We start from the raw sequence: 21,047 nt of genomic DNA, 5'->3' as shown, positions 1-21,047 counted from the left end.
TGGCTCCCCAGGTAGGACTTGAACCTACAACCCTTCGGTTAACAGCCGAATGCTCTGCCAATTGAGCTACTGAGGAGCGCAAAAAATATATATCTTAAACGAAGCTTTCGCTTCGCGGTTCTCAATAATAGTAATACGGGGCGACATTGTCAACGTCCTTTTAAAGCATAAATCAGACCTCTTTTGATCGAAGCTCCGGGGCCGCCAGAGACGGCTTCCCGTGCTGGTTAACATAATATCTCACCAGCCGGTCGCGATAAAAAGCCCTGCGATACTACCGTTCCAGGAGAGAGCGAAGGTCTTCGGCCAGGAGCTCGGCGGGAGAAGTCACCGGGATCGACCGCTCGACCTCCCCGCGTTCTTTAGCTTCGATGACAAAACGCCGTTTAATCGCGTCTGTCAGCTGTATCCTGCAGAGAGGACATGAAGTAGCGACCATTCCGGGGTCGACAGCTTCGATAGAATCTGCTTTAAGAGAAGATATCTTCCCGGAGGCTTCGGCATGGGCGAAGGTGAATGTTCCTCCCCCTCCGCAGCACCTTTCGGCATCGGGCATCTTCTCATACCTGTACCTGTAGAGAAGCCCCAGGATCGCCTCCGGCTGCCAGTTTATCCCCTGCCCCCTGTTGAGGTGGCAGGGATGATGATACGTCACCACGGGAAGATCGCCGTCTTCCTTTTCGGCTCCGGGATCACCGCTGCCACGCGCGCTCTCTTTTGCTCTCTCACGAGCGAAAAGAAGGTTGAATCCTCCATCCTCCCGTTTCAGTCCGAGCATCTCTGCGATCAGTTCATTTATATCCCTGACTTTTCCCTCGATATTTTCCCTGTAGAGACGGACTGTATCCTCGAACCGGTCTTTCTGAGAGCCGTCATCTTTTCTTCTTGTGAAGATATCCGGCTCGCTGTCCCAGTCGATCTTGAAGAATCCATCGGAGTTGATATCGAACAGCCTCGGGTATTCCGCTTTCAGCATCATTCCACCGGACGAACATGTCGTCACGATCCAGTCGTACGAATATCCGGAAAACCCGGCGATGACATCTTTGGCGACCCTCCTCGAGCTTTCGATATCACCGGAGTAGAAATATGGCGCTCCACAGCAGATCTGGTCCTTTGGAACATGAACATCGACTCCGGCAAGATTGAGAAGCCATATCACCTTTTCAGCCTCTTCGGGGAAAAACTGGTTGACGGTGTGTCCGATATAGAAATAGACGCTTCTTTTATTTTCAAGATTTTTAGCGCGCGCCGCGGCGATCATGTCAATAAGCTCAGCCGCTTTTTGCCTGTTGCCCGGTCCTTCCACGGCGATCTCGAGCGCTGAAGGTTTTCCGGAAGAAGGAATGAGCCTGTCAAGCTCCGAGGCTGGAAAGAACCCGGGGTTTTCCGAGAGAAAAGGCTTTCCTGCGGGAAGGGGCAGGGTCCTTGAAGAAGACCAGCCTATAAGCGGATAGAGAAACGAGAGTGGCCCCCTGCCGCCACTGCCGTGAAGGGGAGCTTTCCTAGCCAGCCCGAGCATTCTCATCGCGCGGAAGACGATCGAATCCATAGACTCGATCATCCTCAATGCTACCTTCTTGAAAGCAGGGATCAATCCCCTCCCGGCCATCTCGGCCCTGACTGCCATCACGACTTCGTTGGCTCTCATCCCGGAAGGACAGTTCTCCTGGCATGTCATGCAGTGCAGGCAAAGATCGAATACCTTCTGAAACTCCCTTTCATCGAGCTGGTCGCCCCGGAAGAAAGCCTCGGCCAGCTCGACCTTTCCCCTGGCCGAAGCCCACTCCTCGTTATAGACATCATAGACCGGGCATACCGATACGCACTTTCCGCACCTGTTGCAACGGAGAAGGTCGAGCGTCACATCGGTCTTTTGATCGCTATCTGACAATGATCTTCCTTTCGGTCTCCAGCTTCCCCGGATCGGGCCGCTTCTCAGGCAACGATTATCCCTTCCGGATCAAAAAGGGCGTATATCTTTTCGCTGATCCCTGTGATAGCCTCTCCGGGCGATACAGCCCTGAACAGATCCGGGTCGCCTGCCGCGAGCAAGGATAGAGGCAGGCGCTTTTTAGCGATCTTCAATCCCCCCGAATGACGATCCTCGACTACAGAGAGCAGTTCGAATCTTACCCTCGCTCCGGAAGCAAGATTGCCTTTGACAGCGTCTTCGACCTGTTCGGGCAGCGCGTGATGATGGTCCCTGCCTCCGGCCTCCCAGATATGGATCCCCCTGTGGGGATAATATCGATTCCATGATAACCGGCCTTCACAGGTATCAGGCGGTCTGAATTTTTTCAGGTCTACGGTGAGGCTCTCCAGCACGGTCCCCGCGCCGTAATAGCCGGCGATCGATGCTGGAAATCGCCTCTTCGCCAGCATACCATCAAAATCTTCCACTCGATCGACGCTGCTTTCCCGCACGGGACCCGTTGCCAGCTGGATCATCTCCCCGTCATCGCCGGCGACCGCGTGATGCATTTCGGCTACGAGCAGGGAGGAACCATTAATTATCTTCCCGCCGGAAAAGAGTTTCGCCGCGGCGCCATGATAAACTGCGATCGAGACAGGGGCGGTTTTCAGAAGCTTCCCGGCGAGAGCGTCAAGTTCGCCGTAAGCGCCGCTGAAAACGAGGTAGGAGACCTTCGCCGGTTCGGGAAGGAGCCTCAGACTGACAGAGTCGATCAATCCGCATCTTCCACCCGACCCGATGACAAATCCAGCGATCTCATACCCGGCGACATCCTTGACGCTGTGCGAACCCGTATGGATGAACTCCCCCGCCGCGGTGACCATCGAAAGGGAGAGGATCGATTCGCGCAGGGTTCCGTACCTTCCCTCATACCGCGAGAAGGCTCCCGACATGATAAGCTCGGCAAGTGTCATCTCCTCATCGAACAGGTCCTGGTCGAACGGTAGAAAAAGCCCATCCTCAGCTGCCGCCTCTCTGAGCGACCCCAATGATACTCCCCCTCCCGCCGCGGCAAGCAGGTCCGGCTTCGATACTTCTCTAATCTGCGAAAACCCCTCATGTGATATCGCGATCACGCCACCCTCCGTCGGAGTATTTTCAGAGACGATACTCAGGATATCCGCCGCGGCGCCCCGGCCACGCTTGACGGTCGTGGCCGCTGGACCTTCCCGGGTCGAACCGGGGATATCCCGCCGCCGATAGAATCCTTCGCTGAAGGATACGGCGATATCTTTTCCTCCGCTCCTGAGAGAGGAAAGCCTCTTCAGCAGCAGAGCTGCTTCTTCTCGAGATTCCGGGATATATACGATCGGGTACTTCACAACCTGCCTGCCCAAGGTCAGTTAAGCCAGCTGAGAATCAGCGAGATGCTCGCTACGCTGATCATCGTGGCGGTCAATATACCTATCGTAACAAGTTTCGGCCGGCATTCGAACTCCGTCGCGTACACAACGGCATTCACCGCAGTCGGCATTGAAGACTGGACTATTATAACGTTACGCAGAACCGGTTCGAAATCGAGAAACTGAAGGATCAGGAGGGCGAAAAGGAATCCCCCCGCTATTTTAAGCAGCCCGGACGATACCCCTCCGACAAGATCTCTTCTTCCCTCTATACTGACCGATACTTCCGCGCTTCCTTTCTTTTCCGAAATAATCTTTTCGAGTTGCATCCCGAGAAGCAGAAGCCCGAGAGGAATAGCCGACCGGCCGAGAAGAGTGATCATTTTCATAAAAGGCTCGGAAGGGAGAAGATCGAAGTGCGCGAGAAGCTTGGCCACTACTATGGCATGGATGAGCGGCACCTTGAAGACCGTAGCCAGCGCCCTCATCGGACTCCTGCTGCCGGCGCTGGCGATATATACTCCGGCAGTAGACTGTATTGTGGCGGAACAGACGACATATATCGAAGCGTATATCACTCCCTCGTCCCCGAAGGCGAGCATGCAAACGGGGATCCCGTAAAACCCGCTGTTGGTGAATATCGACGTGATCGCTATGGCGTTCTTTTCCAGCCTGTCGCTTTTGAGGAATATTCCAAGAAGCCAGGCTGAAATAAAAAGGAGGATCGAAAGGATAGTGACATGCAGAAATACTTTCATCACGAGCGGCATCGCCGCTTCGGAACCGGCCATCGTCATGAATACCAGGGCCGGACCGAGCACATAGAGCTGCGCACGGGAAAATGCATGCTCGTCGAGTTTGCCGAGCCTGCGCAGAAGATAACCGAGAAATACGACAAAGAGTATCGGAAGAATGACTTCCGTGATGACCGGCATTCAAGCGCTCCTCATCTGACATGATCTTCATCGATCAATACTTATTATCCGAAAAGATAGCACGGGAAAGGACGATATCCAAACGATAGAATCGCCGCCGCGCTGTTTTATTCCGATCGGGAATATCGATATGCGCCGCTGAAGGGCATAAAAAAGAGCCGCCACGAAGACGGCTCCCTGATCTGTCTTTTTCGGGACAATAACGGCTCTTAAGCGTCCTTTGCCGGCGGTTCTCCATCTTCCGCTCCAGCTTCTTCCGCCGCGGCCTCTTCTGCGGCCTTTGCCGCTTCTTCAGCCTCTTTCGCCTCGGCCGCCGCTTTCTTCTCCGCCTTGACCTTTTCCTTCTTTGCCGCTATCGTTGGATCTTCCGGTACGTCGACCTTATGATATGTCTTCATCGGCTTCTTCTTTTTGCCCCTGGCCTTCTCGTCTTTTGAAAGAAGTTCGAGCAATGCCGTCTCGGCGGCATCCCCGCGTCTGACCCCAAGCTTCAGCACTCTGGTATACCCGCCATTCCTGCTGGCGAAACGCGGACCGATCTCATCGAAAAGTTTCTGAAGGACCCTCGGATTACGGATCGTCCTGGCGACGTGGCGCCTCGCGGCAAGATCTCCGCGCCTCGCGAAAGTGATCATCCGCTCGGCCAGCCTGCTGGCCTCTTTGGCTTTCGCCGTGGTCGTGGTTATCCGTTCCTTGTCGAAAAGGGAGGTCACCATATTCGACAGCATCGCCTTTCTGTGAGATGCCGTTCTGTTAAGTTTCCTGTGATCTTGTCTGTGCCGCATTACTTCCTCTCCTCTGAATTCGCATCTTTAGCGTCCCGGATGGCGCTTACATCCATTCCAAGACTGAGCCCCATACCATCAAGAATATCAGCGATCTCCCTAAGGCTCTTGCGGCCGAAGTTCCGATACTTGAGCATTTCGCTCTCGGTATTGCACACCAGCTCCCCGAGAGTCTTGATATTCGCGGCTTTTAGACAGTTGGAAGAACGCACTGAAAGTTCGAGTTCTTCTACGTTCCTGCCAAGAAGCTCCCTCATCTTTTCTTTTTCTTCATCTACGATCTCGTCCTCTTCCTCGTGCGGCTCTTCGTCGAAATGTATGAAGAGCAGCATGTGATCCTTCAATATCTTCGCCGCGTATCCGAGAGCATCCTGGGGAGAGACGCTTCCGTCCGTCGTGACATCAAGAATCAACGAGTCATAATCGGTCTTCTGTCCCACCCTTGTGTCCTTGACAGAGTAGTTGACCTTCGTGACGGGGCTGAAATTCGAGTCCATCGGGATCATGCCGATATCATATTCTTCGAGGTTGTGCGTCTCGGCTCCGACATAGCCCCTTCCGTGCCCGACCAGTATCTCAATCCTGAGTTTGGCCTTCTCCGTGCATGTCGCGATATGAAGATCCTTATTTAGGATCTCGATCTCGGGGTTCTCGGTGAAATCCGCCGCTGTCACGTCTCCCTTTTTCTCCACATCAAGAGTGAGGAACTTCGGGTCGTCGCAATTCATCACGATAATAAGCTGCTTGAGGTTAAGAACGATATCGGTGACATCTTCCTTGACCCCTTTTACAGTACCGAATTCGTGAAGCACTTTATCGATCTTAACAGCAGTGACGGCTGCTCCCTGGATCGACGACAGCAGGGTGCGGCGGACCGCGTTACCGATCGTATTCCCAAACCCGCGTTCAAGCGGTTCCACCGTGAAAGACGCGAACGTATCCGTGGCGGTGGATTCATCCATTACGATTTCTTTCGGCATTAAAAGGTTACGCCATTTCATCTACGCGTTCCTCCTTGCGCTGTATCCCGACCCTGCCCCGGATCGCCGCCCCGCCTGATGGCGGCCGGTATCAGGGAGAACCGGATTACTTGGAGTAGAGCTCCACAATAAGGTTTTCTTCGATCGCAACCGGGATAAGATCCCTGGTTGGTGCTTCAACATAGGTGCCTTCCTTTTTCGTCACATCTACGGAAATGTAGGGAACGGTACCTCTGCTGCCATAAGCCTTCAGTGATTCTTCGATTATAAGCAGGTTTCTGCTTTTCTCTATCGGTGATACCCTGTCACCTGTTCCGACCTGGTAAGAAGGAATATTGACCTTCTTGCCATTTACGGTGAAATGGTTGTGCAGGATCAGCTGCCTCGCCGTTGTGCGCGAGGGCGCGAATCCCATCCTGTAGACCATATTGTCCAACCTGCATTCAAGAAGCCTGAGCAGATTCTCACCCGTGACACCCTTCATCTTCTCGGCTCTCTTGAAATAGTTCCGGAACTGGCGCTCAAGCACCTGATATGTCCTACGCAGCTTCTGCTTCTCTCTAAGCTGGACCCTGTAGTTGCTTCTTCTGCTGTACCTTGCGCGACCCTGGTCTCCCGGAGGATAATTCCTCTGCTCAATAGCGCAACGGTCTGAATGACAGCGGTCCCCTTTAAGGAACAGTTTTGCTCCCTCTCTTCTGCAAAGCTTGCATTTGGGACCAGTATATCTCGCCATCGAATACTACCTCCCCGGCATTTTTCAGCCGATTCTGACTTTGTCGTTTACTTTATGAAACATCACGGTTTCATAGATCCGACTTTCTATATAACATCCTTTTTACCGCCGGGCTCCCGGACCCTGAGCGGGGAAAGGTGGACAACACAGATCAGATTCTTCTGCGTTTCTTCAACCTCACACCATTGTGGGGGATCGGAGTACAATCCTTGATACCCGATACTTCAAGGCCTGCCGCGCGCAACGACCTGATCGCCGCTTCCCTGCCCGGTCCCGGACCCTTGATCCAGGCTTCGACCTTTTTCATCCCCAGCGTGATCACTTCACGCGCCACAGTCTGCGCCGCCTGCTGCGCGGCGAAAGGAGTGCTTTTCCTCGATCCCTTGTACCCCAGTTTGCCCGGACTGCACCAGGCGACCACGGCGCCTTCACGATCGGTGATCGTAATGATGGTGTTGTTGAAGGTCGATTTCACATGGACCACGCCAAGTACATCCACCTTCTTCTGTTTTTTCTTCTTTGACCTCTGCGGACGGGCCAATTGAAAACCTCCCTTTGAACTCCATTATATACTCCGGGGATTGCCCGGAGATCATATCAGCAACTACTATTTTTTCCTTTTCGAACCTGGACGGTGACGCGGACCTTTCCTCGTACGGGCGTTCGTATGAGTACGCTGCCCGTGAGCGGGAAGTCCATGCCTGTGTCTCAGACCACGATAGGCGCCGATATCCATCAAACGTTTGATGTTCATCGTAATTTCCGTGCGAAGAGCACCCTCGGTCTTATACTCGTTTGAGATTATATCCCTGATCTTGATCGTCTGATCCTCGGTCAGATCTCTCGGTCTCAGGTTATAAGGCACATCCGCCTTCTCAAGTATTTTTCGAGCACTGGTGCGACCCAGCCCAAAAATGTAGGTCAACGCAATCTCGATATGTTTGTTGTCGGGAATATCGACTCCGACTATTCGCGCCACAGGTTTACTCCTTTCGTCTCACCATAATATTCAGTCGCCCTTAACCCTGGCGTTGCTTATGCTTGGGATTCTTGCATATCACGCGCAGAACTCCCTTACGCCGTATGAGTTTACAGTCGGGGCACATTTTCTTTACTGAACTTCTGACTTTCATCTCTCTTCTTCCTTCTTTACCGGCTACACGGCTCAAGCATGGCAGAATTGCTTGACCGGCCGCTTCATAATGAGCAGGTCTCACCGGCTCATTTGTAGCGATAGGTTATCCTGCCTCTTCCAAGGTCATAAGGACTCAGTTCAAGGGCGACTCTGTCGCCGGGGAGGATCCTTATAAAATGCATCCTCATCTTTCCGGAGACATGCGCCAGGACGAGATGCTTGTTCTCCAGTTCGACCCGGAAAATCGCATTCGGCAGCGCCTCCACTACCGTTCCCTCGACCGGAATTCCCTTTTGCTTGGCCATTTAATTCTTCACCCCTCCCATGGGATGAACTTCTCAACCCGGGACGGCATGCGTGCCGAAAGTCACCTGGTCATGATCTCGGGACCGTTTTCGGTTACCGCCACCGTATCTTCAAAGTGACAGGATAAATTCCTGTCCACCGTAACAAAGGTCCATTTATCCTTCAATGTGTAGACATTTTCCGTTCCCACATTGACCATCGGTTCTATTGCCAGCACCATTCCTGCCTGTAGAACCGGCCCCTTTCCAGGGGGTCCGAAATTCGGGATCTGGGGTTCTTCATGCATCTGCCTACCGATCCCGTGACCGACGAGCGATCGTACTACCGAAAACCCGTTCTTCTCAGCATGCTCCTGGATGGCATGCGATATATCAGAAAGGTGATTACCCGCCCTGGCTTTTTCAATACCCAGGTCAAGCGATTCCCTTGTCACTTCGATCAGGCGGCGCGCCTCCTCGTTTATCTCGCCCACTGCGAATGTCCGAGTCGCGTCCGAGTAGAACTCTTCCCTTATCACTCCCATATCGATACCAACTATATCCCCATCCTCGAGTTTCCTCGCTCCAGGGATACCGTGAACGACCTCTTCGTTGACGGAAGCGCATATACTCGCGGGATATCCCTGATATCCCTTGAAAGCCGGAACGCATCCCCTCGAATGTATGTACTCTTCGGCATATCTGTCCAACTCTCCGGTCGTCACTCCGACACGGATCAACTTTTCTATCTCGAGAAAAGTATCTTTAAGGACCTCACCGCTTTTTCTTATGAGATCCAACTCCGTATCGTTCTTGATATATATCATCTTATCTCACGAAGAATTCCCGCGGTGATACCGTCTATGTCTCCATCACCTTTTACGGTTATATAATCTCCGTATTGTTCCCTGTAATAATCGAGCACCGGGCTCGTCTGATCCTTGTATACCTCAAAGCGCCTTCGGATCGTCTCTTCTTCATCGTCGGCGCGCGTAACAAGCTTTCCGCCGCATTTCTCGCAGATATCCTTCTTGCCCTCTTCAAGCATCGAGATGTTGAATACCGCCTTACAGCTTTCACAGACCCTTCTGCCAAGGACCCGCTCTATTACGACCAGCGGATCGACGTCTATAAGCAGGACATGATCGACTTCGACCCCTTCATCCGCGAGTATCTTGGAGAGCGCCTGGGCCTGCGGGAGAGTCCTGGGAAATCCGTCGAGGATCCAACCTGTCTCTTTTGAGACTGAAAGTTCCTCTCTTATGAGACCAAGCATTATATCGTCAGGCACGAGAAGCCCGCGTTCCATGAAAGCCCTCGCTTTCATCCCGAGTTCCTTCTCAGCGGATACCGCTTCCCTGAGAAGGTCGCCTGTCGAAAGATGGCGAAGGCTCAGCGAGGACGCTATCCGCAGCGCCTGAGTGCCTTTTCCGGATCCGGGAGGGCCAAGAATTATTATATGTTTACCTGACAAATGCCATTCCTTCCGGTTTCTAGCGCCGTCCTCTCAGACGCCCTTTTTTCATGAATCCATCATAATGTCTCATAAGAAGATGCGTTTCGATCTGCTGAAGCGTATCGAGCATCACGCCCACGACAATCAGAAGACCCGTTCCCCCGAACCTGAAGGGCAGTCCGCCCCTGTAGATCAGGATATCGGGAAGCACCGCGATAAAAGCAAGGAAGACAGCTCCCGGCAGCGTTACTCGCGTAAGGATCCTGTCGATATAATCGCTTGTCCTCTTGCCCGGGCGTATCCCGGGGATAAATCCGCCGTATTTCTGCATGTTCTCCGCCAGGTCGACGGGATTGAGGATTATAGCGGTATAAAAATATGCGAAGAATATAATCACTATTGAATAAAGAGTCACGTAAAGCCATGACGACGGGGAAAGAATCGATTGCACGCCGGAGAGAAAATCGCTTTTGAAAAACGCCGCTATCGTGCTCGGGAACATCAGGATCGACTGAGCGAAGATAATCGGGATGACCCCTGCCGTATTGACCCTGAGAGGAATATACTGCGACCTGCCGCCATAGACCTTTCTTCCCACGATCCGCTTCGCGTACTGAACGGGTATCCTTCTCTGCCCCTGCGTGATCATTATCACCCCGGCAACTACAAGGACCATTATTGCCGCGAAGATTATCATCCTGAAAGGCGTCATCTGACCAAGGTTGATCGCCCGCCAAGTGTTGAGAAAATCGGCGGGATACCTGGCGATGATACCGATCATGATGATAAGGGAGATGCCGTTACCGATCCCCCGCTCGGAGATCTGCTCCCCGAGCCACATTACAAAGATCGTTCCAGCCGTCATCGTTATCATGGTAAGGAGCCTGAACGGAAGGGTCGACATCGTTACGACCGACGCGCCACCGACGTTGAGGTTCTCAAGAAAGAGAGAGATACCTATCGATTGCACGAGAGCCAGCGCCACCGTACCATACCGCGTGTACTGAGTGATCTTCTTTCTGCCCTCTTCACCCTCTTTGGCGAGTTTTTCGAAGTAGGGGATCACCGCCTGCAGAAGCTGGATAATGATCGAAGCGCTGATATATGGCATGATTCCCAGCGCGAAGATCGTAGCACGGCTGAGGTTGCCGCCGGCAAACATGTCGTAAAGAGCGAAGATCGTCCCCTGCTGGTTTGAAAAGAACGCTTTAAGCGCCAGAGGATTAACCCCAGGAGTCGTTATGTGGCCACCGATCCTGTAGACAATCAGGAGACCTACAGTGAATAGAATACGCTTTTTCAGTTCCGGAATGCTGAAAATATCCTGAAACTTCTTTATCATTACCGCTGCTCCTCTTTATCCAGATCCGGTATCTTTTTTCCTGAAACGAGATTCACAGTGCCGCCGGCATCAATGATCGATTTCGCAGCTGTCCTGCTGACACCATCGACTTCTACCTGAAGAGCGACCTTCAGTTCTCCCCCACCCAGTATCTTAACAGGAGAAATGGTTTTCCTGATCAATCCAGCATCGATCAGGGTCCCGCGGTTTACCGTGGCACCCTTCTCGAAACAATCAAGACTTCCGACATTGACTACCTGGAAAGGGACCCTGAAGATGTTGTGAAACCCTCTCTTGGGCAGGCGTCTCTGCAGAGGCATCTGTCCACCTTCAAACCAGGGAGGAACTCCGCCGCCGGAACGGCAATTCTGCCCCTTATGCCCTTTTGTCGATGTCTTTCCGTGCCCGGACCCTGGACCGCATCCGACCCTCTTCCTTTTCTTCACGGCGCCAGCCGTCGGGCTAATCTCGTTAAGTTTCATCTTCGTTTTGCTCCTTGACGATTACTGCCAGCTCCCTGGTAAGGGACCTGATCATTATTCTCCAATTTCTGGACCATTTATAACCTTGAATCCGGCTGATCCCGTAGCCTTCACCGGAATATCCTTTTCATCGATCTCTTCCGTAACGACCAGGTGCCGCACCTTGGCGAGCATCCCGCGGATCTGGGGAGAGTCATTTTTGTAAATAGTACGGTAGTTCCGCCGGAATCCGAGAGATTCCATCACTACCTTGTGTTTCTTCTCCTGCGATCCGATGATGCTTCGCACCTGCGTGATCTTCAATTTCTTGGCCATCTTCTTTCCTCGCTGTCAATCCGGGCCGTCAAGGACATATCTGCCTCTTGTCCGGACAGCCATATCACAACTTCTACTATTCTTCAGTACCGGTCTTTTCGCTGTCGCCAGCCGGGCTGGCAGCTTTCTTTTCTTCCTTGAGAGCGAAAAGGCTTTTGATCGAAATGCCGCGTTTTCTCGCGACATCCCGGGCGCTCTTGAGATTCCTCAGGCCTACCATCGTCGCTTTGGCCATATTATGAGGATTGTTCGACCCAAGAGATTTTGTAAGGATGTCCCTTATCCCGGCAACCTCAAGCACTGAGCGAACGCCACCACCGGCTATTACGCCTGTACCCGGGGCGGCCGGCTTAAGCAGGACCCTCGCCGCGCCAAAGACGCCGATGACCTTATAAGGGATCGTCCCTTCGATCATCGGGATCATGATCATATCTTTCCTTGCTTCTTCGCCGGCTTTCCTGATCGCGTCACTGATCTCGTTCGCCTTGCCAAGGCCGATACCGACCTTGCCCATGCCGTCTCCGACAGCAGCGAGAGCATTGAAGCTGAACCGCCGTCCGCCCTTGACTACTTTGGCGACGCGGTTGATATGGATCGTCTGCTCATTTAACTCCGGCCCGGTCTCTTCTTTCCGGTCCCGGCGGGGCCTGCGAGTGTCCTTGCGGCCTCCGCCTTTTGCGTCTCTTTCGTTTCTTTCTTTCTTTTCCAACTAACGCACCCCCAAGTGCGATTGCTCCTGCCTTTTCAGGCATTTACAGAATTAAAACTTCAATCCACCTTTACGTGCCGCGTCCGCGAGAGCCGCGACCCTTCCGTGATAGAGGAATCCACCCCTGTCAAAAACAACCTTTTCAATACCTTTTTCTTTCGCGAGTTCGGCTATTTTGCTGCCGACGGCAATGGAACGGCGCATCTTCGTAGTGGCCGGCTTTTCCTTCTTGCCCTTTTTCCCTTTTTCTTTCGAATCATCCGCAACAGGTTCCCCGGCGACCGGCAGTTCCATTCTCAGACTTGAAGCGGAGAAAAGCGTCTTCCCGTTAACGTCATCGATTACCTGAGCGTATATGTGACTGAGGCTCCTGTAGACCTGCAGGCGCGGCTTCTCGCTCGTCCCGCTGACCTTTTTGCGCACCCTGTCGCGCCTTCTATGCCTCGCTATCCTTGATTGATTTGTTAACTTGCTCACCTTTTTCAACTCCCGTTTCTTAACATCCGCCGCCTGTCCTTACGATTTCGCGACAGACATCTCAGGTTACACTCTCATCTGCTAGAATCCAGTACCAACCGCGGCCTTGCCTGATTTGCGCCTTACCTGCTCGCCCTGGTAACGCACTCCCTTGCCTTTATATGGCTCCGGCGGTCTGAATGCTCTTATCTCCGCCGAGATCTGTCCCACCATCTGCTTGTCTATTCCGCCGACGACTATCTTCTTGGGATCGGGAACTTCTATCTCGACTCCGCCTCTCGGCGTGTAGTTCACCGGGTGCGAGAACCCAAGACTCATCACGAGGGTCTTACCCTTCATCTCAGCCCTGTACTCTACTCCCTCGATCTCGAGAGTCTTCTGGAACCCTTTCGAGACGCCATCAACCATATTGCTGATAAGTGTCCTCGTCAGGCCGTGCAACGATTTATGCTGCTTTGATTCGGATGGCCTCTTGACCAGGATCTCGGCTCCTTCGATTTCGATGATCATCTCGGGATGCAGTTCCCTGTCAAGTTTTCCCTTCGGTCCCTTGACCTCGATATGGTTTCCCTTAAGATCGATCGTCACACCTGACGGAACCGGTATCGGATTTTTACCAACTCGTGACATAGCTCTGTTTAACCTCCGTAAATCACCGGCACACCCGCACAGGATACTCCGGCTGCCGTAACGGCTACCATATATGACAGAGAACTTCTCCGCCGACGCCAAGCGAACGACACTCTTTGTCGGTCAGAACACCTTTCGACGTGGATATAATTGCCGTACCAAAACCTCCCATAACGCGCGGGATCTCGGTTTTTTCCACGTAGACCCTTCTGCTTGGCATGCTGATACGCCTGATTCCCTCGATAACACTTTTATTGTTGGAATCGTATTTGATATAAACTCTTATCTTGCCCTGCACTCCATCATCGATATATCGAACGTCACTCGCGAAACCACGCTCAAGCATGATCCTGGCGATCTGCGCCTTTATCTTCGACGCGGGGATATCGACATGCATCTTGTTCGATCTGTAGGCGTTTCGAACGCGTGTCAACATATCAGCTATAGGGTCTGTCATCATTTTCAATTCACCTCGCCTGTTTAACTTCCAGCCTGTTCTACCAGCTTGACTTTACGACTCCGGGGATCTTGCCATCGAGGGCAAGTTCACGGAAACAAATACGGCAGATACCAAACTGTCTGATGTACGCCCTCGGCCTGCCACAAAGCCTGCACCTTGAATAGGCCCTGACCTTGAACTTGGGCGCCCTTTTCGATTTGGCTATCAAACTCTTCTTCGCCACAGAGACTCCTCCACGTGATCCGGTTAGTTTTTCCTGAGAGGCATGCCAAGCAGCATTATCAGCTCTCTTGCTTCCTCGTCTGTCTTTGCCGTCGTTACCACGGTAATATCCATACCCATTATCTTCAGTATCTTATCGTAATCGATCTCCGGAAATATGATCTGCTCCTTCACTCCGAAAGTGTAGTTGCCCCGCCCGTCGAATGATTTCGGGTTGAGTCCGCGAAAATCCCTGATCCTCGGGATCGTTACGTTCACGAGGCGGTCAAAGAATTCGTACATCTTCACACCGCGAAGGGTCACCGAACACCCGACCGGCATTCCCTCGCGCAGTTTAAATCCCGCTATCGATTTTCTCGCGCGATTTACAACCGGCAGCTGTCCCGTAATCGTGGCAAGGTCCTTTGCCGCCGCTTCGATCACCTTCGCGTCGGAGATTCCTTCTCCCACGCCCATATTGACGACGATCTTCGTCAGACGGGGGATCTCCATCACATTTTTGTAACCGAATTTCTCTTTCATAGCAGGTATGACGCTCTCCTCGTAAAGACGTCTCACATTCGGCAATTTCTTCTTTTCCGACATTTTCCTCACCATTTCAGCTCTGGACCTGAACCCAGGCCCCGTTAATCACCAGACAAACGGCCTAATCGTCATCTCCGAGTGTCTCATTACACCTCTTGCACTTGCGGATCTTCCGGCCATCGGCGAGAGAAGCGATCTCTGTCTTTGCCGGTTTGCTGCATTTCGGGCATACCAGAATAACGTTCGACACATTGATCGGCGCTTCCTTTTCGACTATCCCGCCGGTATTATCCTGGCTTGTCTGCCTCGTGTGCCTTTTGATAAGCTTTACTTTCTCCACTATCACGCGGTTATTCTCCGGATAGACCTTAAGGACCTTTCCTTCCATCCCTTTCGAGTTCCCCGCGATGACTCTTACTGTATCGTTTTTCTTGATTCTCATCTCGACTTCCGTTCGATATCTAGATGACTTCCGGCGCCAGGGAGATAATCTTCATAAACTGTTTTTCCCTGAGCTCTCTCGCGACGGGACCGAATATCCTGGTTCCAACCGGTTCCCGCTGTTCATTTATTACTACGGCAGCATTCTGATCGAATCGAATATAGCTGCCATCCCTGCGGCGTACTTCTTTCGCTGTACGCACCACTACGCATTTAACGACCTGCCCCTTTTTGACTCCGCCTCCTGGCACTGCCACCTTGACCGAAGCGCTGATGATATCGCCAACAGAAGCGTAACGTCTTCTCGAACCGCCGAGCACCTTGATACACATTATGCTCTTGGCTCCGGAATTGTCAGCCACCGTCAATTTTGTCTGCATCTGAATCATTACAGTTTCTCCTACTGTGCTCTTTCAATGACTTCAACGACACGCCAGCGCTTGAATTTGCTGAGGGGCCTCGTTGACATGACTTTAACCTTGTCGCCGACATGACAGACGTTCTCCGCGTCATGAGCCCAGATCTTGGACGTCTTTTTTACTATCTTTTTATAGCGCGGATGCTGGAACGTCCGCTTGATAGCGATTGTGACCGTCTTGTCCATCTTATCGCTCACAACCAGACCGGTCATCGTCTTTCGTGGTTTTCTACCTTCCATCATCTCTCCTTGCCATTTAACCGAAGTCATTGGCCCAGCCGAACTTTCCGGCATAGTTCGATACTACTCCTGCTGTTCGCTCTCCGCTGAAGCGAGCTTCTCATTGATGATCGTCTTGACCCTGGCGAGGTCACGCCTTATGACGCGGACCTGGAGGGGATTGTCAAGACGCTTGATACCAAGCTGTATCCTGCTTCTCGTGAGTTCCTCGACGAGGTCCTCTTCACGGAGCTTCAGCTCGTTCAACGTCAATTCTCTTAATTCAACTACCTTCATTTTTAACCGTCCAGATATCTGAAATACATCGATTCTTCCGGAAAACGTCCTATCCGGTAACCTTTCCTGTCGCCACGCGGCGAACGAACTTCGTCTTGATGGGAAGCTTTGCGGCGGCAAGCTGCATCGCCCTCTTGGCTTCCTCGTGCGTGACACCCTCGAGCTCGAACATCATCCGTCCGGGCTTGACTACCGCCACCCAGTATTCAGGCGCGCCTTTTCCCTTTCCCATCCTCGTTTCCGCCGGCTTCACGGTAACTGGCTTGTCGGGAAAGATCCTTATCCAAAGTTTTCCCTGCCTCTTGACATGACGCATTATAGCGACACGGGCAGCTTCGATCTGTCTGTTCGTGATCCAGGCGGCGGCTTCGGCCTGCAGGCCGTATTCCCCAAAACTTATACTTGAACCACGTTGTGCGTTACCGGTCCTTCGACCTCTCTGCATTTTACGGTACTTTGTCCGTTTCGGCATTAACATCGCTGGTCAACCTCTCCTGAAATCAGGCTTAACGCCCGCTCCGTCCGGTCTCATCTGCAACAGAATCGCCCATCGTACGTTTGAAATCTTTCGGAAAGATCTCTCCGCGATAGATCCAGACCTTGACTCCTACTGCTCCATATGTTGTAAAGGCCGTAGCCCTTGCGTAATCAATATCGGCCCTCAGCGTGTGCAGGGGCACTCTGCCTTCCATATAACCTTCCGTCCTCGACATCTCCGCTCCGCCAAGCCTTCCGGAAGTCTTTACTTTTATCCCTTCAGCTCCCATTCTCATCGCTGAACCGATGGCTTTTTTCATCGCCCTTCTGAATGAGACCCTCTGAACGAGCTGTCCGGCGATATGTTCGGCGACGAGCTGCGCGTTCAGTTCGGGCTTTTTTACTTCCTTTATATCTATTTCGACCTTCCTGCTGGTCAAATGGGTCAGCTCTTCACTCAGAAAATCCACCTCCGCGCCTTTTCTGCCGATTACCATCCCCGGCCTCGCCGTAAAGATATGGACTTTCACCTTGTCACCCCGTCTCTCGACTTCGACCCTCGAGACGCCGGCTCTCGCCAGACGTTTTTTGACGTAACGGCGCAGTTTGATATCTTCTTCAAGAAAGTCCGCGGAATTCTTGGTAGTGAACCATTTCGAATCCCAGGTACGATTGATCCCCAGTCTCAATCCTATGGGATTTGTCTTCTGACCCAAAATATCCTCCTCGTCTTACTGATTATCCAGTTCGCCCTTGTAATCTACGATAACCGTAATATTGCTGCTTCGTTTACGGATCCTGAAGGCGCGGCCCTGGGCTCGCGGCCTGATACGGTACATCGTCCTGCCTTCATCGACAAAAATCTCTTTTACGTTCATTTCGGACGGCTCGACAGGATGCTCGAATTTCCCTGCCAGATTATGCATAGCCGATGCGACTGTCTTCTCAACCCGGCGCGCGACCGCTTTATTGGAGAACCTGAGTATCTCCAGGGCCTTATCAACCGACTGCCCCCGGACAAGGTCGATAACGATCCTTGCTTTCCTCGGCGACACCCTGATCTGCCGCGCTATAGCGCGTGCTTCCATTTCCGTCTACCTCCGTCTGACAGATTACTATTACTTCTTGTTCCTGTGTCCTCTGTAGGTCCTCGTCGGAACAAACTCTCCGACCTTGTGACCAACCATATTCTCGGTAATGAAGACCGGCACGAATTTCTTGCCGTTATGGATCGCAAGCGTATGCCCGACGAACTCGGGGGAGATCGTCGATCTTCTCGCCCAGGTCTTGATCACTTTCTTATCCCCCATATCATTCATCTTCTCGATCTTCGCGAAAAGCTTTTCACTGATATAGGGACCTTTTTTTATTGATCTGGTCATCTATCCTCCAGAACCGATTTCCATACCGGCTGAATCCGCTGCCGGCACCGGCATCCCGCTTCAGGCGGGATCCATGATTAAAACTACTTCTTCTTCCTCTTGTGAACGATGAATTTGTTCGAAGCCTTGTTTTTCTTCCTCGTCTTGTACCCTTTGGTCGGTTTACCCCACGGCGTTACGGGATGGCGGCCTCCGCTTGTGCGTCCTTCTCCGCCTCCGAGTGGGTGATCGACGGGGTTCATCGCTACGCCCCTGACCTTGGGCCTGTTTCCCATCCATCTCGCTCTTCCAGCTTTACCGATACTTACGTTCTCATGATCTATATTGCTTACCTGGCCGATCGTAGCGTAGCATTCCTTGCGAACCATCCTGATCTCGCCCGAAGGAAGCCTAAGCTGAACGTAATTTCCTTCCTTCGCCATCAACTGCGCGTACGATCCCGCGCTTCTGACCATCTGGGCGCCCTTGCCCGCGACCATCTCTATATTATGGACGTAGAGACCTGTCGGGATCTTCTCAAGCGGAAGAGCATTGCCCGGATGAATATCCGATTCCGGCCCGGAGACCAGCACGTCTCCTTCTTTTATCCCGTGAGGCGCGACGATGTAGCGCTTCTCGCCATCGACATAACTCAAAAGAGATATAAAGGCCGAGCGGTTCGGATCATATTCGAGGGAAACGACTCTTGCCGGGATGCCGTGTTTCTCCCTTTTGAAATCGATCCTGCGGAATCTCCTTTTGTGCCCTCCGCCCATGCGTCGCATCGTAATGTGGCCGCTGTTGTTACGGCCTCCACTGCTCTTCATCGGCTCAAGGAGGGACTTTTCCGGCTCCTTTTTCGTAAGGACAGAATAATCCGTTACTGTCTTGAACCGAAGAGTCGGAGTCGTCGGTTTAAACTTCTTTAGTGCCATCGATCAGTTCCTTGTTTCTGTTTGCGCCTGCTTGGCAGACATTTTACACTCTCTTAGCAGCCTCTTTGGGGAGGCTATACAACGAGGGAAAGATTATACCTGGTCAAAGATATCTATACTCTCACCCTTTGCTAAAGTAACAAAAGCCTTCTTCCTGTCGGGACGTTTACCAGTGAATCTTCCCGATTTCATGAAAGTCGTCTTGACTTTCCCGCGCACGATGCTTGTCCTTACTTCCTTGACCGAGACTTTGAAAAGTTTTTCTATCGCCGTCTTGATCTCCCGCTTGTTGGCTCTCGGATCGACCTCAAAGACGAATTTGTTGTCTGCTTCCTTAAGGACCGTGCTGCGCTCAGTGATCACGGGTTTAAATATTATCTTCCTGATGTCTGCCATTAGACGAACACCTCCTCGAGCTTCGAAAGGGCTTCCTTCGTAATCAGAAGCGTATCGGCCTTCAATATCTCGTAGGCGTTGATGTTTTTACTGACGATAAACTCGAATCCCGCGATGTTTCGCATCGACCTGTAGGTGTTGTCGTCGAACGATTCGGTGACGAAAAGTATCTTCTTTCCAGCCAGCCCGGATGACTTCAAAAACTCCGCGAACCTTTTCGTCTTTGGAGCTTCCACCGAGACACCCTCGACAACCGCCACTTTTTCTTCCTTACCCTTGTCAGCGAGTGCCGATTTCAAAGCAAGCCTTTTGACCTTCTTGGGAACCGAGAACCTGTAATCTCTCGGTTTGGGACCGAATACCGTTCCGCCGCCTCTCCAGATCGGAGAAGAGCGCCTTCCGGCTCTTGCTCTTCCAGTACCCTTCTGTCTATACGGCTTGACATTGCTGAAACTGACTTCCCCGCGCTCCTTGGTCTTGGCGCTTCCGCTTCGCCTGTTCGCAAGGTACATGCGGACAGCGTCATACAGTACCGACTTGTTGACATCGCCGCCAAAAAGCGATTCCGGAAGATCGATCTTCCCTTTCAGATCACCACTGAAATCATATAAATTCGCATTCACTGTTACTCTTCCTTACGCTATGCCTTACTTCTGGTGAGGAGTCGTAAGCCTCAGGACCGTATTCCTCGCTCCAGGCACTGCTCCCTTAACCAACAAAAGGTTGTTGTCAGTATCCACCTCTACGATCTTGAGGTTCCTGACATGCTTCATACTGTGACCCGTGCGCCCGGGCAACTTCGTTCCTTTCAGGACTCTTGACGGATACGCAGCCATACCTATCGATCCGGGGACTCTGTGCGAATTAGACCCATGGGTCTTTCTTCCCCCCGAGAATCCGTGTCTTTTTATCACTCCCTGGAACCCTTTACCCTTGGTCTTTCCGGAGACATCGAGAGTCGCGATATCCTTGAATATGCTGACGTCAATCAACTGTCCCTCGGTGAATTCTTCAGGGTTATCAACCCTGAATTCCTGCAGGTAACGGTAGGGCGGGAGGTTCGCTTTTCGAAAATGACCAAGCTTTGGAAGGTTGGCGCGAGTCGGACGCATCAGTCCAAAACCGATCTGGACCGCGTTGTATCCGTCTTTTTCCATGGTCTTCACCTGTACCACGGGACAGGGCCCCGCTTCGATGACAGACACGGGAATCACTGCGCCTTCCTCGTCAAAGATCTGGCTCATTCCGATTTTCCTGCCGATCAACCCAATCATCTCTTCCTCCGAATCAGACTTTGATCTCAATATCCACACCGGCGGGGAGATCGAGCTTCTGAAGCGCATCCACTGCCTTTGCGGTAACATTAGTAATCCAGATAAGGCGCTTGTGCACCCTTATCTCGAACTGCTCCCGGGACTTCTTGTTTACATGAGGCGAACGAAGAACAGTGTAAACAGTCCTCTTCGTCGGAAGAGGTATCGGCCCGGACACTTCTGAACCGGTTCTAAGAGCCGTTTTTACGATCACTTCGGCACTTCGATCCAGCATAGAGTGTTCATACGCCTTCAGTTTAATTCTAATATTCTGACCTTCCACCGGTAACCTCCAAATATCCCTTGCTTCTACTATTCAATGATCTCGGTAACTACGCCGGCGCCAACAGTCCTTCCGCCCTCGCGGATCGCGAACCTGAGCTCTTTCTCCATCGCTAT

The 21,047-nt window shown here is 52.2% G+C and carries 35 protein-coding genes and 1 tRNA gene; all 36 read right to left on the bottom strand.

What is annotated here, in order from left to right; all coding sequences use genetic code 11:
* Nucleotides 1-76: transfer RNA gene (locus JW814_08790), tRNA-Asn, on the bottom strand.
* Nucleotides 77-274: 198 nt separating this feature from the next.
* On the bottom strand, nt 275-1,894 hold the full coding sequence (locus JW814_08785; protein ID MBN2071539.1) for a (Fe-S)-binding protein: 1,620 nt from the start codon (nt 1,892-1,894) through the stop codon (nt 275-277).
* Between the two features lie 44 nt (nt 1,895-1,938).
* Nucleotides 1,939-3,297: an FAD-binding oxidoreductase gene (locus JW814_08780; protein MBN2071538.1), complete on the bottom strand. Its 1,359-nt coding sequence runs from the start codon at nt 3,295-3,297 to the stop codon at nt 1,939-1,941.
* Between the two features lie 17 nt (nt 3,298-3,314).
* A complete protein-coding gene (locus JW814_08775) occupies nt 3,315-4,253 on the bottom strand; it encodes an AEC family transporter (GenBank protein ID MBN2071537.1) in 939 nt (312 codons plus the stop codon).
* Nucleotides 4,254-4,462: 209 nt separating this feature from the next.
* A complete protein-coding gene (rplQ, locus tag JW814_08770; GenBank protein MBN2071536.1) occupies nt 4,463-5,038 on the bottom strand; it encodes a 50S ribosomal protein L17 in 576 nt (191 codons plus the stop codon).
* Nucleotides 5,038-6,039 (bottom strand): DNA-directed RNA polymerase subunit alpha, encoded by a 1,002-nt coding sequence (locus tag JW814_08765; GenBank protein ID MBN2071535.1) that lies wholly within the window; start codon nt 6,037-6,039, stop codon nt 5,038-5,040. Before JW814_08765 ends, rplQ begins: the two co-directional genes overlap by 1 nt.
* 85 nt (nt 6,040-6,124) lie before the next feature.
* A complete protein-coding gene (gene rpsD, locus JW814_08760; protein MBN2071534.1) occupies nt 6,125-6,754 on the bottom strand; it encodes a 30S ribosomal protein S4 in 630 nt (209 codons plus the stop codon).
* 151 nt (nt 6,755-6,905) lie between these two features.
* Nucleotides 6,906-7,295 carry a 30S ribosomal protein S11 gene (rpsK, locus tag JW814_08755; protein ID MBN2071533.1) on the bottom strand — a complete coding sequence of 130 codons (390 nt, stop codon included), beginning with the start codon at nt 7,293-7,295 and terminating at the stop codon, nt 6,906-6,908.
* A 66-nt stretch (nt 7,296-7,361) separates the two neighbouring features.
* Nucleotides 7,362-7,733, bottom strand: coding sequence for a 30S ribosomal protein S13 (rpsM, locus tag JW814_08750; protein MBN2071532.1), 372 nt, complete (start codon nt 7,731-7,733; stop codon nt 7,362-7,364).
* Nucleotides 7,734-7,773: 40 nt separating this feature from the next.
* Nucleotides 7,774-7,887, bottom strand: coding sequence for a 50S ribosomal protein L36 (gene rpmJ, locus JW814_08745; protein ID MBN2071531.1), 114 nt, complete (start codon nt 7,885-7,887; stop codon nt 7,774-7,776).
* An 88-nt stretch (nt 7,888-7,975) separates the two neighbouring features.
* Nucleotides 7,976-8,194: a translation initiation factor IF-1 gene (gene infA / locus JW814_08740; GenBank protein MBN2071530.1), complete on the bottom strand. Its 219-nt coding sequence runs from the start codon at nt 8,192-8,194 to the stop codon at nt 7,976-7,978.
* Between the two features lie 62 nt (nt 8,195-8,256).
* The gene (gene map, locus JW814_08735) at nt 8,257-9,000 is read right to left on the bottom strand and encodes a type I methionyl aminopeptidase (GenBank protein MBN2071529.1); all 744 of its coding nucleotides are present in this window, start codon (nt 8,998-9,000) and stop codon (nt 8,257-8,259) included.
* Nucleotides 8,997-9,647, bottom strand: coding sequence for an adenylate kinase (locus tag JW814_08730; protein MBN2071528.1), 651 nt, complete (start codon nt 9,645-9,647; stop codon nt 8,997-8,999). The genes map and JW814_08730 overlap by 4 nt, the downstream gene beginning before the upstream one ends.
* 19 nt (nt 9,648-9,666) lie before the next feature.
* Nucleotides 9,667-10,971 (bottom strand): preprotein translocase subunit SecY, encoded by a 1,305-nt coding sequence (secY, locus tag JW814_08725; GenBank protein MBN2071527.1) that lies wholly within the window; start codon nt 10,969-10,971, stop codon nt 9,667-9,669.
* Nucleotides 10,971-11,453, bottom strand: a complete 483-nt coding sequence (gene rplO / locus JW814_08720; GenBank protein MBN2071526.1) for a 50S ribosomal protein L15 — start codon at nt 11,451-11,453, stop codon at nt 10,971-10,973. The genes secY and rplO overlap by 1 nt, the downstream gene beginning before the upstream one ends.
* 54 nt (nt 11,454-11,507) lie before the next feature.
* Nucleotides 11,508-11,768: a 50S ribosomal protein L30 gene (rpmD, locus tag JW814_08715; protein MBN2071525.1), complete on the bottom strand. Its 261-nt coding sequence runs from the start codon at nt 11,766-11,768 to the stop codon at nt 11,508-11,510.
* 76 nt (nt 11,769-11,844) lie between these two features.
* Nucleotides 11,845-12,477 carry a 30S ribosomal protein S5 gene (rpsE, locus tag JW814_08710; protein MBN2071524.1) on the bottom strand — a complete coding sequence of 211 codons (633 nt, stop codon included), beginning with the start codon at nt 12,475-12,477 and terminating at the stop codon, nt 11,845-11,847.
* 51 nt (nt 12,478-12,528) lie between these two features.
* On the bottom strand, nt 12,529-12,954 hold the full coding sequence (locus tag JW814_08705; GenBank protein ID MBN2071523.1) for a 50S ribosomal protein L18: 426 nt from the start codon (nt 12,952-12,954) through the stop codon (nt 12,529-12,531).
* 81 nt (nt 12,955-13,035) lie between these two features.
* Nucleotides 13,036-13,584 (bottom strand): 50S ribosomal protein L6, encoded by a 549-nt coding sequence (gene rplF / locus JW814_08700; protein MBN2071522.1) that lies wholly within the window; start codon nt 13,582-13,584, stop codon nt 13,036-13,038.
* A 64-nt stretch (nt 13,585-13,648) separates the two neighbouring features.
* Nucleotides 13,649-14,044 (bottom strand): 30S ribosomal protein S8, encoded by a 396-nt coding sequence (gene rpsH, locus JW814_08695; GenBank protein ID MBN2071521.1) that lies wholly within the window; start codon nt 14,042-14,044, stop codon nt 13,649-13,651.
* Between the two features lie 37 nt (nt 14,045-14,081).
* Nucleotides 14,082-14,267 (bottom strand): type Z 30S ribosomal protein S14, encoded by a 186-nt coding sequence (locus tag JW814_08690; GenBank protein MBN2071520.1) that lies wholly within the window; start codon nt 14,265-14,267, stop codon nt 14,082-14,084.
* A 23-nt stretch (nt 14,268-14,290) separates the two neighbouring features.
* Nucleotides 14,291-14,833: a 50S ribosomal protein L5 gene (gene rplE, locus JW814_08685; GenBank protein ID MBN2071519.1), complete on the bottom strand. Its 543-nt coding sequence runs from the start codon at nt 14,831-14,833 to the stop codon at nt 14,291-14,293.
* A 79-nt stretch (nt 14,834-14,912) separates the two neighbouring features.
* Complete coding sequence (locus tag JW814_08680; protein MBN2071518.1) at nt 14,913-15,233, bottom strand: 50S ribosomal protein L24; 321 nt, start codon at nt 15,231-15,233, stop codon at nt 14,913-14,915.
* A 19-nt stretch (nt 15,234-15,252) separates the two neighbouring features.
* Nucleotides 15,253-15,621, bottom strand: a complete 369-nt coding sequence (gene rplN / locus JW814_08675) for a 50S ribosomal protein L14 (protein MBN2071517.1) — start codon at nt 15,619-15,621, stop codon at nt 15,253-15,255.
* An 11-nt stretch (nt 15,622-15,632) separates the two neighbouring features.
* Nucleotides 15,633-15,890: a 30S ribosomal protein S17 gene (gene rpsQ, locus JW814_08670; protein ID MBN2071516.1), complete on the bottom strand. Its 258-nt coding sequence runs from the start codon at nt 15,888-15,890 to the stop codon at nt 15,633-15,635.
* Nucleotides 15,891-15,953: 63 nt separating this feature from the next.
* Nucleotides 15,954-16,166: a 50S ribosomal protein L29 gene (gene rpmC / locus JW814_08665; protein ID MBN2071515.1), complete on the bottom strand. Its 213-nt coding sequence runs from the start codon at nt 16,164-16,166 to the stop codon at nt 15,954-15,956.
* Between the two features lie 49 nt (nt 16,167-16,215).
* A complete protein-coding gene (rplP, locus tag JW814_08660) occupies nt 16,216-16,644 on the bottom strand; it encodes a 50S ribosomal protein L16 (protein ID MBN2071514.1) in 429 nt (142 codons plus the stop codon).
* 28 nt (nt 16,645-16,672) lie between these two features.
* Nucleotides 16,673-17,359, bottom strand: a complete 687-nt coding sequence (gene rpsC / locus JW814_08655) for a 30S ribosomal protein S3 (protein MBN2071513.1) — start codon at nt 17,357-17,359, stop codon at nt 16,673-16,675.
* A gap of 15 nt (nt 17,360-17,374) precedes the next feature.
* On the bottom strand, nt 17,375-17,731 hold the full coding sequence (gene rplV / locus JW814_08650; protein ID MBN2071512.1) for a 50S ribosomal protein L22: 357 nt from the start codon (nt 17,729-17,731) through the stop codon (nt 17,375-17,377).
* 30 nt (nt 17,732-17,761) lie between these two features.
* Entirely contained in the window at nt 17,762-18,025 is a 264-nt protein-coding gene (gene rpsS / locus JW814_08645) for a 30S ribosomal protein S19 (GenBank protein MBN2071511.1), read from the bottom strand.
* 83 nt (nt 18,026-18,108) lie between these two features.
* A complete protein-coding gene (gene rplB, locus JW814_08640) occupies nt 18,109-18,939 on the bottom strand; it encodes a 50S ribosomal protein L2 (protein ID MBN2071510.1) in 831 nt (276 codons plus the stop codon).
* A gap of 93 nt (nt 18,940-19,032) precedes the next feature.
* On the bottom strand, nt 19,033-19,335 hold the full coding sequence (gene rplW / locus JW814_08635) for a 50S ribosomal protein L23 (protein ID MBN2071509.1): 303 nt from the start codon (nt 19,333-19,335) through the stop codon (nt 19,033-19,035).
* Nucleotides 19,335-19,958, bottom strand: a complete 624-nt coding sequence (gene rplD / locus JW814_08630; GenBank protein ID MBN2071508.1) for a 50S ribosomal protein L4 — start codon at nt 19,956-19,958, stop codon at nt 19,335-19,337. The genes rplW and rplD overlap by 1 nt, the downstream gene beginning before the upstream one ends.
* 24 nt (nt 19,959-19,982) lie before the next feature.
* Entirely contained in the window at nt 19,983-20,609 is a 627-nt protein-coding gene (gene rplC / locus JW814_08625) for a 50S ribosomal protein L3 (protein ID MBN2071507.1), read from the bottom strand.
* A gap of 13 nt (nt 20,610-20,622) precedes the next feature.
* Nucleotides 20,623-20,931 (bottom strand): 30S ribosomal protein S10, encoded by a 309-nt coding sequence (gene rpsJ / locus JW814_08620; protein ID MBN2071506.1) that lies wholly within the window; start codon nt 20,929-20,931, stop codon nt 20,623-20,625.
* Between the two features lie 29 nt (nt 20,932-20,960).
* Nucleotides 20,961-21,047: elongation factor Tu (locus tag JW814_08615; GenBank protein ID MBN2071505.1), on the bottom strand; the 87-nt coding region annotated here is incomplete at its 5' end.

The organism is Candidatus Krumholzibacteriota bacterium (genome assembly GCA_016932415.1).
GTDB lineage: Bacteria > Krumholzibacteriota > Krumholzibacteriia > Krumholzibacteriales > Krumholzibacteriaceae > Krumholzibacterium.
This window is presented reverse-complemented; position numbering and strand designations above follow the sequence as displayed.